The sequence below is a fragment of the Streptomyces sp. Tu 3180 genome (genome assembly GCF_009852415.1).
In the GTDB taxonomy this organism is placed as follows: domain Bacteria; phylum Actinomycetota; class Actinomycetes; order Streptomycetales; family Streptomycetaceae; genus Streptomyces.
This window is the reverse complement of sequence record NZ_WOXS01000002.1, coordinates 1-15903: the sequence shown is the minus strand read 5'-3', so window position 1 is coordinate 15903 and position 15903 is coordinate 1. Positions and strand designations below refer to the sequence as shown.

Here is a 15903-nt window from a genome sequence, read left to right as displayed (position 1 = left end):
CGCAGCGCGGCTCACCAGTCGTGCATCGTGCCGTCCGCCAGGCGGTTGACGGGGAGGTAGGCCGGTTCGTAGGGGTGGTGCGCCGCTGCCTCTGTGTCGAGGTCGACGCCGAGTCCGGGGGTGTCGGAGGGGTGCAGGAGGCCGTCCTTGAAGGTGAAGGCCGTGCGGAAGACCTCCAGGGTGCGGTCGGAGTGCTGCATGTACTCCTGGATGCCGAAGTTGTGGATCGCCAGGTCCAGGTGCAGGGCGGCGGCCATGCCGACGGGTGAGATGTCGGTGGGGCCGTGCATGCCGGACTTGATGCCGAACACGTCGGCGAGGTCGAGGAGTTTGCGCATCGCGGTGATGCCGCCGGTGTGGGTGACGGCGGAGCGCACGTAGTCGATCAGGCGCTCGCTGAGCAGGGTGGTGTAGTCGTACACCGAGTTGAAGACCTCGCCGATGGCCAGCGGGGTGGTGGTGTGCTGGCGGATCAGGCGCAGGGCCGCCTGGTCCTCGGCGGGGGTGGCGTCCTCCAGCCAGAACAAGTCGTAGGGCTCCAGCGCCTTGCCGAGCCGGGCGGCCTGGATGGGGGTCATGCGGTGGTGGCCGTCGTGCAGCAGCGGCAGTTCGGGGCCGAACTCCGCCCGGACGGCCTCGAAGACGGCCGGGACGTGCCGCAAATAGGCCCTGGTGTCCCAGGTCTCGGTCACCGGGAGGGGGATGCCGCCGGCGGCCGCGCGGCGGGCGGGCTCGTAGTCGTAGCGGTCCGCGCCGTCCGTGCCGGCGGCTGCGACCCCGTACACCGGGCCCAGGCCGGGGATGCCGCTCTGGATGCGGATGGCGCGGTAGCCCTGCTCCAGGTGGGCCCGTACGGAGTCGAGGAGTTCGGGGACGTCGCGGCCTGAGGCGTGGCCGTAGGCCAGGGCGCCGGTGCGGGACGCCCCGCCCAGGAGTTGGTAGAGCGGCATGCCGGCGCACTTGGCCTTGATGTCCCACAGGGCGGTGTCGACGGCTGCGACGGCCGCCATGGTGACGGGCCCGCGCCGCCAGTACGCGCCCCGGTACAGGTACTGCCAGGTGTCCTCGATACGGGTGGCGTCACTCCCGAGAAGGAGGGGGACGACGTGGTTCTCCAGGTAGGACTGGACGGCCAGTTCGCGGCCGTTGAGCGTGGCGTCGCCGAGGCCGGTGACACCGTCCTCAGTGGTGAGGCGCAGGGTGACGAAGTTGCGTCCCGGGCTGGTGACAATCACCTCGGCCGACACGATCCTCATGGCAGGGTCCCCTCTTCACAGTCGCGGTCGTGGATGCCTTGCGCTCAGAGCTCCCCGGCCGCCCGTCTTCGCGCATGGCCGGCCAGTGCCGTCTGCACCTCCGCCACGATCCGCTCCACCAGCAGCGTCGCGTCGACGGTCATGCCGGCCTCGTCGTCCTGGAGCGGCTCCAGGTCCTCGAATTGCGAGTCCACCAGCGAGACCGGCATGAAGTGCCCCTGTCTGCCTCCGACCCGGGCGACGGCCTCTTCCCGGTCGAGCTCCAGGTGCACGAAGAAGGCGTCGGGGCGGGCCACCCGCAGCAGTTCGCGGTAGATCCGGCGTAGGGACGAGCAGGTGATCACCAGCCCTTCCTCCGGGCTGGCGCCCTTCATCCGCTCGGCGACGGCGGCCAGCCACGGGCTGCGCATGCTGTCGTCGAGGCGTGTGCCGGCCTTCATGGCCTCCACGTTGCGCCGCGGGTGGAGCCGGTCGCCCTCCTCGAACGGTGCCCCCAGTGACTCCGCCAGGTACTCGCCGACGGTGGTCTTGCCGCAGCCGCTGACCCCCATCACGACGACGGGGCGCGCCGGGGGCGGACCAGCGCGGCGAGGGCGTCCCGGAAGCCCTCGCGGTACGCGGCGGGCAGCCCGCGCGGGTCGAACTGTGCCAGCCCCTCCCGCAGCCGGTCGAGGACGGCGGGGTCCTGGAGCCGCCCGCCGCGGATCTCGGCGAGAATGGCCTCCGCGAACGCCTCGGCGGCCGTGGCCCGTCCCTGGTCGACGGCGTAGGCGAGCCCCATGTGCAGCCACATGGCGATCGGCAGCGGCCGTACGGGATAGCTCTGCACGGTGTCGGAGCCGGTCAGGGACCGTGCCGAGGCGGCCCGCTCCCCGGGGCGGCCGCCGGCCCAGTCCCGGTCGATGCGGTGGTTGAGGGCCATGGTGACGGGGTGGGAGAAGTGCAGGAACAGCTCGTTACGGGAGCCGGCGAGCAGGGTGCGGTGGAAGGCGGCGTCGACGTCCCGGAACCGCTGGCGGACCGCGGCACCCTCCCGCGGCCGTTCGAAGTCGGGTTCCCGGCTGAGGGCGAGCAGGGTGCGGGCGTAGCTGGTGAGGTCGTGGCAGATCTCCGCGGACCTGCTCTGCGCCGCCAGCCGGGCCGCGCGGGGTTCGATGACCTCGCGCAGTTCCGTCAGGGACCGCATCTGGCTGTCGGGGGCGACTTCCAGGCGCCAGGCGATCACGTCGGCGTCCAGGAGGTCCCAGCGCTCCAGCGGCTGGACGGTGGCCCCGATGCGGGGCTGGAGGGTGAGCAGGCCCTTCTGGTGCAGGGTCTGCAGGGCCTCACGGGCCATCGGGCGGGTGACGCCGAACTCCTGCACGACGGCGTCGACGGTCAGGTGCCGGTCGCGGGGCTTGGCGCCCTCGACGATCTGGCAGCCGAGGCGGGCCACGACCTGGGCGGTGGAGCCCCGGAGGGCGTCGTCGGTGTCCACGGGTGGGTCCGATGCGGGACCAGTCATGGCCCGAAGACTAGGTCACGGAGCCTTTGTGGTCTGCGGTGCGGACACCGCTTCCGGGAGTGCGAGGCCGGGTGCGAGAGCGCGGAGGGCGGGACAGGCGCACGCCGGGGCGTACGAAGGCCAGTGAATACCCTTTCGTGCCCCCGCGCGGTCCGTGATGCCATATCAGTCGCCTTCTCTGATAGCGCTCAGATGGGTACGGTGACCATCATTCGAGAGGTGCAGGTGGCGCCGGGCACGGCCGGGTGGGTCGCAGGACGGGCCTCATCGGGACCGGCGCCGGCGCGCGGCGGTCCGCAGGAGAGGGCCGCCCCGTCCCGTCCTGACACAGCGGCAGGAGAGCCGTATGTCCGAACCGTCCCCGCCCACGCCCACGCCGGACCGGCTGTCGTTGCGGTGGGCCCTCATCCTCCTGGCCGCGGTGGTGGCGGGACTGCTGGCCGGGCTGCTCACCTACGCCCAGTCCGGCGACTGGCCCGGCTCGTTACTGGCGGCCCTCGGCGCGAGCGGGGCGGCCCTCGTCGCCCTGCCCCTGCTGCTGTGAGCCCGAGGGGCACCGGGCTCCGCCGGACGGTCCTCGACCGCCGCCCCTGTGTCGTTCAGAAATGTGTCGCTGCAGGTCGTAGAGGTCTGGTGGCGCTCAGGGCCGCCCGGGGCGATGCCGTGGGCGATTGTCTCGCTGGTGTACCGGGTGACGACGCGGTCGGAGTCGTGGACGAAGTGGGGCCGGGCGTCGAGGGCACGCGCGTGGGTGACCTCGTCTTCGGCCCGGGCGGAGTCAGCGACACCACCGCGCAGTTCGCAGTGCTGAGCGCGTGGAGCACCGTCCCCTCCGGCTGGTCGACCGAACAGGCCGCCGCGGCCGGCCTCGCCTCGGCCACCGCGGCGGGCGTCGTTGCCGTCCTCGGCGACCTCGAGGGGCGGACCCTGCTGATCGAGGGAGCCTCCGGCGCGGTGGGCAGTGCCGTTGCCGCCTTCGCACTGGCCGCAGGGGCGGTGGTGATCGGCACCGCCCGTCAGGCCAACCACGCCCACCTCACCGGCCTGGGGGTCCAGGCGACGACGTACGGCCCGGGGCTGGACGAACGGGTCGCAGCTCTGGCCCCGGCCGGCATCGACGCGGCCGTTCACGCCGCACCGTCGGCCTCGCTGCCGGACCTCCTGGACATCGTCGGCGACCCCGCCCGCGTCGTCACGGTCATCGACACCGAGGGCGCTGCACGGCTGGGGCTGCGCAAGATCGATGCCCGCAACGACTCCACCCTCCTGCAGCAGGCCGCCGGCCTCGGCCGTCGAGGGCTGTACACCCCCCGCGTCGAGCACGTCCTGCCGCTGGCCTCCGTCGCCGAAGCCCACACGCTCGCCCAGAGCGGCAGCGGCAAGGCCGTCATCACCCTGCCCTGAGCGCCGCGGCGAACCGTACGCCGCCCGACCACCCGCGACACCGAGGCGGCCCGCCGCGCGCACTTCCCGCTGACCGGCCCCGCGATGTCTTGAGCACCCACGGCTCAGGCCGTCCCACCCTCTGCCGAAGGAGTACTGGTGATCACCATCGCCGGCCGGGTCCACGTCGACCCACGTGACGTCACGGACTTCATCACCGAAGCCGGAGCCACCCACCCGATCGCCGCGGCGAACCCTGGCCACGTCCCGCCGAGTTTCTGCATCGACGACCTCGGCTCCGGAACCGTCACGGTCCTGGAGCGGTGGACGTCGCGGGAGGCGTTGGCCACGCACCTGAGCACGCCGCAGGTCCAGCAGACCTTCGCCCAGTGGGCTTCGCGTATGCGCAACGAGGTACGGATGTTCGACGCCTGCAACGAACGCGATCCCCGCGCTGAGCTCGACGTTTGACCTCGCCCCTCACCCGACCTGCCGCCGCGCCCGCGACGCTGCTCGCGCCGCGGGCCGGGGCCTTCGGGCACGGAGGCGCACTTACGGGAGGACGATGTTGCGGCCGGGTCCGCCTTCGAGGGCGTCCTTCCCGGTGCCGCCACAGACGAGGTCGTCGCCGCCTTCGCCGTCCAGTGTGTCGTTGCCGGGGCCGCCGAGGACGATGTCGCGGCCGTCCCCGCCCATGGCGTGGTCGTCGCCGGGGCCGGCGTGCACGGTGTCGTCACCGCCGTAGCCCTCGATCATGTCGTCGCCCCGGCCGCCCCACATCTGCTGGTTGCTGCTGTCACCCATCAGGTGGTCCATGCCGTCGCCGCCGTGCAGGGCCGCGGGTCCCATGACCATGTCGTTCCCCGCGTCACCCAGCACCGTGCGTGCGGTGTGGGCGTGCAGTTCGTCGTCGCCGGGGCCGCCGCTGACGGTGCCGATCCCGGGGGTGAAGGCGGCGATCGTGTCGCTGCCGTCGCCGAGGAAGACGTCGATCCTGTCGGGCCGGGGGCTGTCGGCGGGCAGTTCGCAGACGACGGAGGTGGTGTCCTCGGGTCTGGAGTACGCACAGTGGTCGCCCGGTTCGAGCGGGACCACGTCGCTGAAGCCGATCCGCCGGATCCCGTCACTGGTGTACATGGAGAATATGTTGAGGTTGTTGGTCTGTCCTGCAGCGGCGGTGAAGACGATCGACTGAGTTGCCCAGTCGGCTCCGACGCGGGCCTCCGCCTCGGCGGCAGTGGCGGCGGCTGCCGGGCCGACGGCGAGGCCGGCGGTTAACAGGGCCACGGCGACCGCGCTGACGGCGGCTCGGTTTCGGTTCATGAGACCTCATCTCGGTGGAGTGACGGTGGACCGACCTGCTTGGCGTGGTGCTGCCGGGGACCGGGCGGACCCGGTCGTCAAGGCAGTCTCCCCTGCTGGTCCGGATCTGCAAGACCGCGAATCGACGCGGCGTCATGGTAAGCCGATGTCCCTCCGGATGTGAGGGTCGGACTTCTTCGGGCAGGCATGTTCCCGGTGTCGCCGTGGCAGGATTCGCCAGCTCAATTCCGGCCTGGTGGAAGTGAGTCGGCCGACGCAGTCGGTGGTCGGGATTGTCGGAGGAGCGGAAGGCGGCTGCCCGGGTGCGGACGGGGGAGCTTCGCCCTCGGGCGGAACGAATCGCGGTCGGATGCGCCGAGGCGGAAGCGGTGGCGGAGCGCCGGGTGCTCGACCGGGAGGAACTCGTCGAGGCCCTGGGCGCTCCGGCCGTGGCGGGAGTGCCCGCTGCGGGTGCGCGGGGCGGTATCGGCGTTGGCCGAAGAGGCCCTTGGTGCGGGGGCTGTCGTGGCGCACCGGCACGAGGCGGTGACCGTGGAGGTGCTCGCGGTGGACCACCGACGGATCGTCGGGCTGATGGCCGCTATGTGGGCGAGGGCGGAGGGCTCGGCGGGGAACCATCGTCCGTGGGGAACCGGCGACGGCCGAGCCGCAGCCCTCGCCACCCGCTCACCGCGGGGCAGCCCTGTCCGGAACAGTCGTGTCGGCGAACGTGGAACGGACCCGGGCGTGATCAGCCAGGCCTCCCCGTGGCCTGGCTGACGGTCCACCGGGAAGTCTTCCGGCACCTGGTCCACGAGCGTCTTGGGGCCGCGGCGGCGGCCCGGGTGAGTCGGAGCGCGCCGAGACCGATCTGCGTTGCCGACGGCTTCCCTCGCCACGGCATCCATGCTCCAGTGCCGTCGGTTCGGATCCGGGGAGTACGCGCGTTCCCGCTGCGTGCCATCGGCCGCCTTCCCCGCCCGATGCGCCCTACAGCCACAGCTCCCACCAGGCGACTTGCCCGGCGAGGCCGACTCGGGTGTACGGAAGCGCGCCATCGGGACCGGGATCTCGCGTGTGGTGGAGCCGGACAGCCCTCACGCCGGAACCAGGTCCCGATGCCATGCTGCGAACGCCCCTCCCCGGCATCGCCCGCACACCGGCCCAGGCCGGATCCTCGCTTTCCGGTCCTGGGAACGGTTCTGACTCCCGGCTCACGGCAGATCCCCTGCTCGCCGCCCACCCCTGTAATCAACTTTGTTTGTTTCATTGACATTTCACTCAGGATACGTACCGTTGGGAGCGCTCCCATGGCAGTCCTGCAACTGGAAGGAGTCCCCCCACATGCGCACACAGAGTCCGTTAACCGGGCGCTCGCGGTCGTTCCTCCGCCGGCCTCTCCAGGCACTCGTCATGGTGTTCGCCGTGGTTGTCGGCGCACTGGCCTGGTCGACCCCCGCCCAGGCTCACGGCACCATCGTCAACCCCGCCTCCCGCGCGTACCAGTGCTGGAAGACGTGGGGCAGCAACCACACGAGCCCGGCCATGCAGACCGAAGACCCCATGTGTTACCAGGCGTTCCAGGCCAACCCCGACACCATGTGGAACTGGATGAGCGCGCTCCGCGACGGCCTCGGTGGCCAGTTCCAGGCGCGGACCCCCGACGGGACGCTCTGCAGCAACAACCTCTCGAGGAACGCCAGCCTGGACAAGCCCGGGCAGTGGAAGACGACCAACATCAGCAACAACTTCACGGTCCAGCTGTACGACCAGGCGTCCCACGGTGCCGACTACTTCAGGGTCTACGTGAGCAAGCAGGGCTTCAACCCCAAGACCCAGACCCTGGGCTGGGGCAACCTCGACTTCATCACGCAGACCGGCCGCTTCGCCCCGGCGCAGGACATCAGGTTCAACGTCAACACCTCCGGCTACACCGGACACCACATCCTGTTCGTGATCTGGCAGGCCTCGCACCTCGACCAGGCCTACATGTGGTGCAGCGACGTGAACTTCGGCTGAGCCGGAGAGCGCCACACACGGCACCGGCCTCTGCCGGGCGCCGGTGACCCGCCGCCCGGCCGACCGAGCTCCGTCGGGGCAGGGGACCCATTCGGTCACCCTGCCCCGGCGGGGTTTCCTGCGCTCCTGGTGTGAACACACGCGATCGCGCGGCAGCCGCACGGCAGCCGGCTCCCCACCGTCTCGTCGTACGGCTCCGACACTCGACGGCCATGGAGAATCCTCGGCACCGTCAGCCCACCGGGGCGTATCGCGCCGCCCGGCGTCCCCGGGCCGCCCGGGCTTCCCCCGCCGCCGGCAGCTCCCGGAGACCTCATGCCCTGACGAAGCTCCCTTCCGGAGCACGCCTCACTTACGACATGGGGAACGATTGCCGGTGAGGGGACGGCTGGCCGCTCAGGGATGCCCTGCATCGAGCGGCAAAACACGATGGAAGACGACCATGGCTCGGCCGGGGCCGTTGCAGTCATCGACGATCTCCGCGTCGAAACGGGAGCCTCGGCCGGCAAGCCGCCGAGAACTTCGCGCAGTTGCCCCACCGTCAGTTCCACGGTCTCGTGCCGGCAGCGCTCTGCCGCCACGTCATCGGCCACGCCGCAGAGGCCACCGGCGGCCGGGAGCCGCCGGTGGCCTCTGTGCACGGGGTCGTTTCGGGATGTCTTCGAGGGGTTGTGTCATGTCGTGTGGGGGTGCCCCCGCCCAAGGGCGGGGGCACCCCACGGGACACGACGGCTTGCCCTGGGACGGGCTGTGGCGGTCGTGGGTCTGTCAGGCGTGCGCGTGTCCGCGGCGGTGTCCGCGACCGGTGATCATCCGGTACAGCGCCAGGAGGATGACGGATCCGATGATGGCCGCGATCCAGGTGGACAGGTCGAAGAAGCCGTCGATGGAATCGACCCCGAAGATCACCTTGCCGAGGAACCCTCCGAGAAGTCCTCCGGCGATACCGATGAGCATGGTGATGATGATTCCGCCCGGGTCCTTGCCCGGCATGAGCGCCTTGGCGATGGCGCCGGCGAGCAGGCCGATGAAGATCCACGCGATGATGCCCATTACAGACCCTCCTTGCTGTCGGTTGGTCGACCGTGTTTCCCGAGAACGCGTCTTGTAACGGGTCCGCGCGTGGTTGGTGTTGAAGTGCGGGGAATTTGCGGGGGCCGGGTGTTCACCTGCGCCGTGCCGGTCCCGGGCCGGTGGTCTGCTGGTGGGGCAGCGGGTCGGTGTCGGCCCGGGACGGTCGACCGTGTGGCCGGCTGCCGGCTTCGGCACGCCGAACGCGGGGCGGGCTGTGGCGTGGTGAGGTGCGTTCACCGATGTGTGGTCACCGGCGGCGCGTGTTCCTCCAGGGGCGGGCTCCAGGACGGCTGCGGTGCTGTGGTCGCACCGGCCGTCACGGGATCACACCGACTGAAACGGCGCCTCGGTGTGGGGGTGGGGGTAGGGGTCGGGGAGGTCGAAGGCGTCGGTGAGGGTGGTGAGGTGGGGGGCGAGGTGGTGGGTGAGGGTGGTGTGGGTGTGGGGGAGGTGGTGGATGTGTTCGGGGGTGAGGTGGTGGTGGGCGAGGAGGTCGCCGGTGTGGGGGGTGATTTGGGTGTGGAGGAAGAGGAGGCAGAGGTGGGTGAGGAGGTCGTGGGTTTCGGGGTCGGTGGTGTGGTGGAGGGCGTGGAGGTAGGCGTCGGTGGTGGTGAGGGCGGTGTGGGCGGTGAGCATGTGGAGGGCGGCGGGGGCGGCGGTGTTCCAGCGGGCGGTGGGGTCGTTGGGGGGCCTTGGCGTAGGGCGGTGCGGGCGCGGGTGTGCCACAGGTCGCGGGTGCGGGCGAGGAGGTGGCGCAGGAAGTGGGGGTCGGTGAGTTGGTGGGGGCCGGTGGGGGGTGGGGGGTGTGGGGTCGGGGGTGTGGTGGAAGAGGAGTTCGGCGGCGGTTTTGGTCCAGATGACGAGGTTGTCGCCTTCGGCGGTGATGGTGCCTTCGATGTAGGCGGGGAAGGCGGACAGGGGGTTGGTGGGCAGGAGGGCGTGGGCGCCGCAGCGTTCGCGGCATTCGGTGGTGATGGTGCGGGCCTGCCAGGTGTTCCAGGCTTTGGTGAGGGCGACGAGGCGTTCGGCGTCGGCGCGGTCGGCGGGGGTGTGGCGGGCCCAGCGGTCGGTGGCGGTGCGGTGCAGGAAGGTCATGCCGTAGGCGGTGGCCAGGGCGGTGAGGAGCCGGCCGTGGTGGGTGCGGTGGGTGTTGAGGGGATGCGCTGGCCGGGGCGGGGGCCGCTGACGTGGCGGTGCTGGCCGTGGCGGACGGCGATGGCGAGGGCGGCGCGGGTGGCGCCGACGGCGGCGGCGCTCATGCAGAGTTTGCCGGTGGTGACGCGGTTGATGGAGTGCAGGAATCGTTTGCGGGGGTTGCCCAGGGTGCTGGTGAGGGTGCCGGTGTGGTCGAGGCGGCCGTGTTCGGCTTCGAGGAGGGCCTGGCGGGGCAGGCGGACGTGGTCGAAGGCGGTCAGGCAGTGGTCGACGGGGGCGTCGGGGCGCAGGGGCAGGGGGGTGACGCGGATGCCGGGCAGCGGTCCGTGGTCGTCGCTGAGGGGGGTGAGGAAGAGGAAGACGCCGTGGTCGCGGCCGCCGGTGAGGAGGCGGGCGGCGACCAGGGCGGTCTTGGGGCCGCCGGTGGTGCTGGTGTTGGGCATGAATTTCCGGGCGCCGGGGTGGGGGGTGTGCAGGACGAACTCGTCGGTGCGGGGGTCGAGTTCGGCGGTGGTCTCCAGGGCGAAGCTGTCGTTGCCGTGGTCGACCTCGGTGCACAGGAACGTTCCGGTGCGCTGCAGGGAGGTGAAGGGTGACAGGTCGCGCCGGTCGTCCGGGTGGTCCAGGAGGCTGCCGAGGAAGAGGTTGTAGTGGATGCTGGCGAGGGTGCACAGGCCGCCGCCGCCGTCCGCGATCGCGGTCCATTCGTGCAGGGCGGCCAGCAGGTGGGGGTCGCGGGCCAGTCGGGCGGGGTCGTCGAGGGTGTCGTTGACCAGGCGGAGGCGTTCGTAGGACCGGGCGACCTGCTGGGCGGGGGACAGGTCCGGGCGGGGGCGGAACGTTTCGCCGGCGATGAGCCGGCGCCAGGGGGCGTGGATGCGGTTGCGTTCGCTGCGGGGGCCGAACAGCAGGCGGGTCAGCTCCCGGGCGGGGGTCAGGGCGAGCGGCGCGAAGCGGTCGAAGGCCGGGCCGCCGGGGGCCGGGCCGCCGGGGGCCGGGCGCTGTCCGCCCGGGCCGCGCTGGGCCGGGAAGGCGGGTGTGGCGCCGGGTGCTGTGGAGCGTTCCTCGGGCTGGACTGTCACAAGGACCATGGCCCTCTCCCCGTTGTCGCAGTTCCGGAAGGCGTGCCGTGCGGTGAGCCAAGAAGATACGGACCTACCGGTTTTCTTACAAGTCAAAGATGAGCAAAACGAGACCGCCGCTGTGGCGGCTTCGGGCCCGGCCGGGTAGCGGAATGCCCGCTTCGGGCGGGGAGGGGCCCGTTATATCCGGCCGGTGCGGGCGGACGCCGGTCAAACGGAAACCGTCCGCTGGGTTTTCTTCAGGTGCGCGGCATCCGGGGAAACCCGCCCGGAGGGGCGTTCCCGGCGTCCGGCCCGCCGCTTGATCCGGGCCGGGGCGGATGGGAGGATACGAACCTGTCGGTTTCTTTCCGGGGTCTTCCCGGTGGCGGAGGTGGGCGGTGGCGTTGCAGGAACGCGCGGTCAGGACGCGCCATTCCATCCTGGTCGCCGCCGCCGCGGTGTTCGCCGAGGTGGGGTACGAGGCGGCGACGATCTCGGAGATCCTGCAGCGGGCCAGTGTCACCAAGGGGGCCCTGTACTTCCACTTCTCCTCCAAGGAGGAGCTGGCCCAGGAGGTGCTGGCGCACCAGCTGGCCTCGGCGCCGCCGCTGCCCGCGCGCCGGCTGGCGCTGCAGGAGGGGCTGGACGCCACCTTCCTGCTGGCCCACCTGCTGAGCACCGGTGATCCGCTGGTGCGCGGCAGCATCCGGCTCACGGTCGACCAGGGCTCTCCGCAGGACGGCCTGGACCGGCAGGTGCCGATGGCGGCGTGGCTGCAGCACAACGTCGCCCTGCTCACCCGGGCCAGGGACAACGGCGAGCTGCTGCCGCACGTCGACATCGAGGACGCCGCGCGGGTGTTCGTGGCGGCCTTCACCGGGTGCCAGATCCTGTCGAAGATCATGACCGGGCACGCCGACCTCGCCGAGCGGGTGTCCTCCATCGAGCGGCACCTGATGTCCAGCATCGCGGTGCCGGCGGTGCTCATCCGGCTCGACATGGCGCCGGACCGCGGCGCCCGGGTCTACGAACAGGCCCTGCAGCTGCGCCGGGAGGCCGGGGCGGTGGCCGTCGACTGACGCCGCACCCCCTCGGTTTCCTCAATCCGGGCCGCGGTCCGGCCGGGGCGCGCACGGGCACGTCGCAACACAACTGGGCAAGGCCGAACCTGGGGGAGTGCCGAAATGGGAACGACTGCCTGTCCTTACGCCCTGGACGTGACGGGGCGCGACCTCGCCGCGGAGGCGGCGATGCTGCGGGAGCAGGGGCCCGCGGTGCGGGTGGAGCTGCCCGGCGGGGTGCTCGCCTGGGCGGTGGTGGGCCGCGCCCACGTGGAGCGGCTGCTCACCGACCGCCGGGTCTCCCGGGACGCGCGCCGGCACTGGCCCGCGTTCATCGCCGGGGAGATCACCCACGAGTGGCCGCTGTATCCGTGGGTGGCCAACGAGAACATGCTCTTCTCCTACGGGCAGGACCACGCCCGGCTGCGCCGGCTGATCGCCGGGGCGTTCACCGCGCGCCGCTCGCGCGACCAGCGGCCCACGGTGCGGCGCATCGCGGCGGACCTCCTGGACGACCTGGCCGGCACGCCGGCCGGGACCGCGGTGGACCTGCGCACCGCCTACGCCGAACTGCTGCCGCTGCGGGTCATCTGCGAGCTGTACGGCGTGCCCCGCGGCGCCGCCGCCGACGAGCTGAGCTCCGCCCTGCACGCGGTCTTCTGCAGCACCCTGAGCGCCGAGGAGATGACCGCCGCGCGCCTGCGCGCCTACGGGCTGCTCGCCCAGCTGGTGGCGGCCAAGCGCAAGGAGCCGGTGACGACCTGACCACCTCGCTGATCGACGCGCGGGACAGGGAGGACCGCCTCACCGAGGACGAACTGCTCGGCACGCTCTTCATGATGATCGCCGCGGGCCAGGACACCACCGCCGTCCTGATCACCAATGCCGTCGCGGCCCTGCTGACCCACCCCGAGCAGCTCGAGCACGTCCGCGCCGGCCGCGCCGGCTGGAGCGACGTGATCGACGAGACCCTGCGGGTGCACACGCCCCCGGCGTTCGCGCCCATGCGGTTCGCCGTCGAGGACATCGACCTGGACGGCGTGCTGATCAGACAGGGCGACCCCATCGTCGTCGGGTTCCACGCGGCGGGACTGGAACCGCAGCGGCACGGGCCCGACGCCGGCCGCTTCGACCTGCTGCGCGACCGCAGCGCCGGCCACCTCGGCTTCGGCCACGGCACCCACCGGTGCCTGGGCGCCCCGCTCGCCGAGATCGAGGCCGGCGTCGCCTTCGCCGAACTCTTCGCCCGCTACCCGGACCTGAGGCTGGCCTGCGCACCGCAGGACCTCCAGCCGATGCCCACCTTCATGCTCCACGGCCACCGCTCGCTGCCCGTGCTGCTCGGCCCCTGACACCCACCGCGTCCGCCGCCCCCCGGGGGGGGGCGGGGCGGCGGACACGGCCGGACGGCACCCCACCCACCCGCCCCGCCCGCACGGGAAGGGCGGGCGGCGAGAGGGGCGGGGCGGCGGGGGCGGGGCCGCACGGCGCCCGGCCCCGCACCACCGCCCCGGCACCCCTGCCGGCCCCCGCGGGCCCCGGCGGGTGCCCGCGGCGCTCCGGCACCCCGGGGACCGTCCCGGACACGGGCACGAGCGGCCCGCAACCGGCCCGCAACCGGCCCGGGACCGGACGCGCGGGACCGGCCCGGACGGCCGCGCGCACCGCGCCGGCACCCGGGCCGCCCGCGTCCGCCGGGGCCCCGCCGCCGGACGCACCCCCTTTCCCCCCGCAACCGCCGCCCGGTACCGCGGTGCGCCCGGCGGCGGGCGCGGACGGCGGTACGGCGCCCGGGCACGCGGCGCGCCCGGCGGCGCGCCGGCGCCGGTGCGCACCGCGTCCGCAGGCGCCACCCCGCCCGGCGGACCGGGGCGGCGCGCGGCGCCGGCCCGGTGCCCGCCGGGCACCGGCGCGTCCGCCGGGGGAGGGGCGCCGGCCGGGCGCCGTGCGGGGCCGGGGAGCACCGCCGGCGCGGCCGCTCCCTCCCGGCGCCGGCCGCGCAGCGGCCCGCGGGCACCTGCGGGACCGGCCGGCGCCCGCAGCCTCCCGGCCGCGGGCGCGGCGTGAGGGCGGCCCGGGCGAAGGCGGCACGCCCCGCCGCGGCAAGGGGCCCGCGGCCGGCACCGCACGGCGAGCGGACGCGCCCCCTGCTGCCGCCGGCCGGCCGCGCCGGAAAGACCCGGCGGGCCCCGGCCTCGGCACGGGCCTCCGCCCGGCGCCCGGTGCCGGGCGGAGCCCCGCCGGCGGGACGCGGGCGCGCCCCTCCGCCCGCCCCGGCCCGCCCTCGCCGTCCCGCCCGCCCCGGCCCGCCCGCCCCCGTCGTCCCGCCCGCCCCGGCCCGCCCGCCCCGTCGTCCCGCCCGCCCGGCCCGCCCTCGCCGCCCCGGCCCGCCCTCGCCGTCCCGCCCGCCCCGGCCCGCCCGCCCCCGTCGTCCGGCCTGCCCGGGTGCCCGCCCCCGCCGCTCCCGGCCGCGCCCCGGCCGGGCGGGGCGCGGCCGGGAGCGGCGGGGAAGTTCCGGCCGGGACCGTCCGGACGGTCTCGACCGGTTCGAGAGCGGCCCTTGAGCGCGGTGGCCGACGGTTGCGGGGAGCTTCGACAAGAGGGGAGGCGGCCGGATGGACAGCCCGCACGCCGTACTTCGTGTGGAGCGGGGCCGGGCCACGCGCGAGGAGCTGGCCGCGGTCACCGCCGTGCTGGTCTCGCTGCTGGCCGCGCGGGAGGCGGACACCGGTTCCGGGCCGGCGCCCGGATCGGCGCCGTGGCGCCCCGAGCGGGCCGCCGAGGCCTACCGCTCCCCCTACAACTGGCAGTAGGTCCGCGGGGCGCCTGCCCTGGTACATTCGTGTGCGCGCCAACAAACCGTCCTAGCGGTTTGTTGCCGGGAGGCAGTGTCGGCCGCACCGCGAGGAGGGAGTTGTCCAGTGACGGTCATCGAGGACGGGCCCCGGGTGGCGGCGCGGGCGGCGAGCACGCGCGAGCGCGCGGCCGAGCTGGAGGCGGTGCGCGCGCAGGCGCTGGCCGGACCGGGCGAGAGGGCGACGGCGGCACAGCACGCCAAGGGCAAGCTGACCGCGCGCGAGCGCATCGGGCTGCTGCTGGATGCGGGCTCCTTTTGCGAGGTGGAGCAGTTGCGCCGGCACCGGGCCACCGGGTTCGGCCTGGAGGAGAAGAAGCCGTACACCGACGGTGTGATCACCGGCTGGGGCACGGTGGAGGGCCGCACGGTCTTCGTCTACGCCCACGACTTCAGGATCTTCGGCGGCGCGCTGGGCGAGGCCCACGCCACCAAGATCCACAAGATCATGGACATGGCCATCGCGGCGGGCGCGCCGCTGGTGTCGCTGAACGACGGCGCCGGCGCCCGCATCCAGGAGGGCGTCTCGGCGCTGGCCGGCTACGGCGGCATCTTCCAGCGCAACACCAGGGCGTCCGGGGTGATCCCGCAGATCTCGGTGATGCTCGGCCCGTGCGCGGGCGGCGCGGCCTACAGCCCCGCCCTGACGGACTTCGTGTTCATGGTCCGCGACACCTCGCAGATGTTCATCACCGGCCCCGACGTGGTGAAGGCCGTCACCGGCGAGGAGATCACCCAGAACGGGCTGGGCGGCGCCGACGTGCACGCCGAGACCTCCGGGGTGTGCCACTTCGCCTACGACGACGAGGAGAGCTGCCTGGCGGAGGTGCGCTACCTGCTGTCGCTGCTGCCGCAGAACAACCGCGCCTTCCCGCCCTGCGTGCCGTGCACCGACCCCCAGACCCGGCGGTCCGGGGCGCTGCTGGACGTGGTGCCGGCCGACGGCAACCGGCCCTACGACATGGCCGAGGTCATCGAGGAGATCGTCGACGACGGCGAGTACCTGGAGGTCCACGAGCGCTGGGCGCGCAACGTCATCTGCGCGCTGGCCCGGATGGGCGGCCAGGTCGTGGGCGTCGTCGCCAACCAGCCCCGGGTGCTGGCCGGGGTGCTGGACATCGCCGCGTCCGAGAAGGCCGCCCGCTTCGTGCAGATGTGCGACGCGTTCAACATCCCGATCCTCACCCTCCTGGACGTGCCCGGCTTCCTGCCGGGCGTCGACCAGGAGCAC

General features: G+C 73.2%; 15 protein-coding genes and 1 pseudogene. 9 read left to right on the top strand and 7 right to left on the bottom strand.

The window, feature by feature from the left end; genetic code table 11:
• Window positions 1-11: 11 nt before the first annotated feature.
• The 3 genes from manD to GL259_RS01160 are packed head-to-tail and all read right to left on the bottom strand — an operon-like array spanning window position 12 to window position 2760.
• On the bottom strand, window positions 12-1256 hold the full coding sequence (manD, locus tag GL259_RS01170; RefSeq protein WP_159528450.1) for a D-mannonate dehydratase ManD: 1245 nt from the start codon (window positions 1254-1256) through the stop codon (window positions 12-14).
• Between the two features lie 44 nt (window positions 1257-1300).
• A complete protein-coding gene (locus GL259_RS01165) occupies window positions 1301-1807 on the bottom strand; it encodes a gluconokinase (protein WP_159528448.1) in 507 nt (168 codons plus the stop codon).
• Window positions 1807-2760 (bottom strand): FCD domain-containing protein, encoded by a 954-nt coding sequence (locus GL259_RS01160; RefSeq protein WP_159528446.1) that lies wholly within the window; start codon window positions 2758-2760, stop codon window positions 1807-1809. Before GL259_RS01160 ends, GL259_RS01165 begins: the two co-directional genes overlap by 1 nt.
• Window positions 2761-3106: 346 nt before the next feature.
• Between GL259_RS01160 and GL259_RS01155 the strand changes: the two genes are divergently transcribed.
• From GL259_RS01155 to GL259_RS01145, 3 genes and pseudogenes are all read left to right on the top strand, one after another.
• The gene (locus GL259_RS01155; RefSeq protein WP_159528444.1) at window positions 3107-3304 is read left to right on the top strand and encodes a hypothetical protein; all 198 of its coding nucleotides are present in this window, start codon (window positions 3107-3109) and stop codon (window positions 3302-3304) included.
• Window positions 3305-3444: 140 nt separating this feature from the next.
• A pseudogene (locus GL259_RS01150) lies at window positions 3445-4164 on the top strand (NADP-dependent oxidoreductase); the annotation flags it as partial.
• Window positions 4165-4302: 138 nt separating this feature from the next.
• Window positions 4303-4614 (top strand): antibiotic biosynthesis monooxygenase, encoded by a 312-nt coding sequence (locus tag GL259_RS01145; protein WP_159528442.1) that lies wholly within the window; start codon window positions 4303-4305, stop codon window positions 4612-4614.
• 81 nt (window positions 4615-4695) lie between these two features.
• Here GL259_RS01145 and GL259_RS01140 read toward each other — a convergent pair whose 3' ends face one another.
• Complete coding sequence (locus tag GL259_RS01140) at window positions 4696-5466, bottom strand: calcium-binding protein (protein ID WP_159528440.1); 771 nt, start codon at window positions 5464-5466, stop codon at window positions 4696-4698.
• Window positions 5467-6858: 1392 nt separating this feature from the next.
• Between GL259_RS01140 and GL259_RS01135 the strand changes: the two genes are divergently transcribed.
• Complete coding sequence (locus GL259_RS01135) at window positions 6859-7464, top strand: lytic polysaccharide monooxygenase (RefSeq protein WP_159528438.1); 606 nt, start codon at window positions 6859-6861, stop codon at window positions 7462-7464.
• 768 nt (window positions 7465-8232) lie between these two features.
• Here the strand turns inward: GL259_RS01135 and GL259_RS01130 are convergent.
• The 3 genes from GL259_RS01130 to GL259_RS38225 form a co-directional block, all read right to left on the bottom strand.
• Entirely contained in the window at window positions 8233-8517 is a 285-nt protein-coding gene (locus GL259_RS01130) for a GlsB/YeaQ/YmgE family stress response membrane protein (protein WP_159528436.1), read from the bottom strand.
• A gap of 345 nt (window positions 8518-8862) precedes the next feature.
• Window positions 8863-9633, bottom strand: a complete 771-nt coding sequence (locus tag GL259_RS38230) for an acyl-CoA dehydrogenase (RefSeq protein WP_243762174.1) — start codon at window positions 9631-9633, stop codon at window positions 8863-8865.
• Window positions 9630-10784, bottom strand: coding sequence for a hypothetical protein (locus GL259_RS38225; protein ID WP_243762173.1), 1155 nt, complete (start codon window positions 10782-10784; stop codon window positions 9630-9632). The genes GL259_RS38230 and GL259_RS38225 overlap by 4 nt, the downstream gene beginning before the upstream one ends.
• A gap of 371 nt (window positions 10785-11155) precedes the next feature.
• Here GL259_RS38225 and GL259_RS01120 point away from each other — a divergent pair, with 371 nt between their 5' ends.
• The 5 genes from GL259_RS01120 to GL259_RS01105 all read left to right on the top strand — a co-directional run.
• Window positions 11156-11836, top strand: coding sequence for a ScbR family autoregulator-binding transcription factor (locus GL259_RS01120; RefSeq protein WP_159528433.1), 681 nt, complete (start codon window positions 11156-11158; stop codon window positions 11834-11836).
• Between the two features lie 105 nt (window positions 11837-11941).
• Window positions 11942-12583, top strand: coding sequence for a hypothetical protein (locus GL259_RS39470; RefSeq protein ID WP_347814603.1), 642 nt, complete (start codon window positions 11942-11944; stop codon window positions 12581-12583).
• The gene (locus tag GL259_RS39465; protein ID WP_347814644.1) at window positions 12478-13170 is read left to right on the top strand and encodes a cytochrome P450; all 693 of its coding nucleotides are present in this window, start codon (window positions 12478-12480) and stop codon (window positions 13168-13170) included. The genes GL259_RS39470 and GL259_RS39465 overlap by 106 nt, the downstream gene beginning before the upstream one ends.
• 1263 nt (window positions 13171-14433) lie before the next feature.
• Window positions 14434-14631 (top strand): acyl-CoA carboxylase subunit epsilon, encoded by a 198-nt coding sequence (locus GL259_RS01110; protein WP_159528431.1) that lies wholly within the window; start codon window positions 14434-14436, stop codon window positions 14629-14631.
• Between the two features lie 117 nt (window positions 14632-14748).
• On the top strand, window positions 14749-15903 hold a 1155-nt coding region (locus GL259_RS01105), incomplete at its 3' end, for an acyl-CoA carboxylase subunit beta (protein ID WP_159538264.1).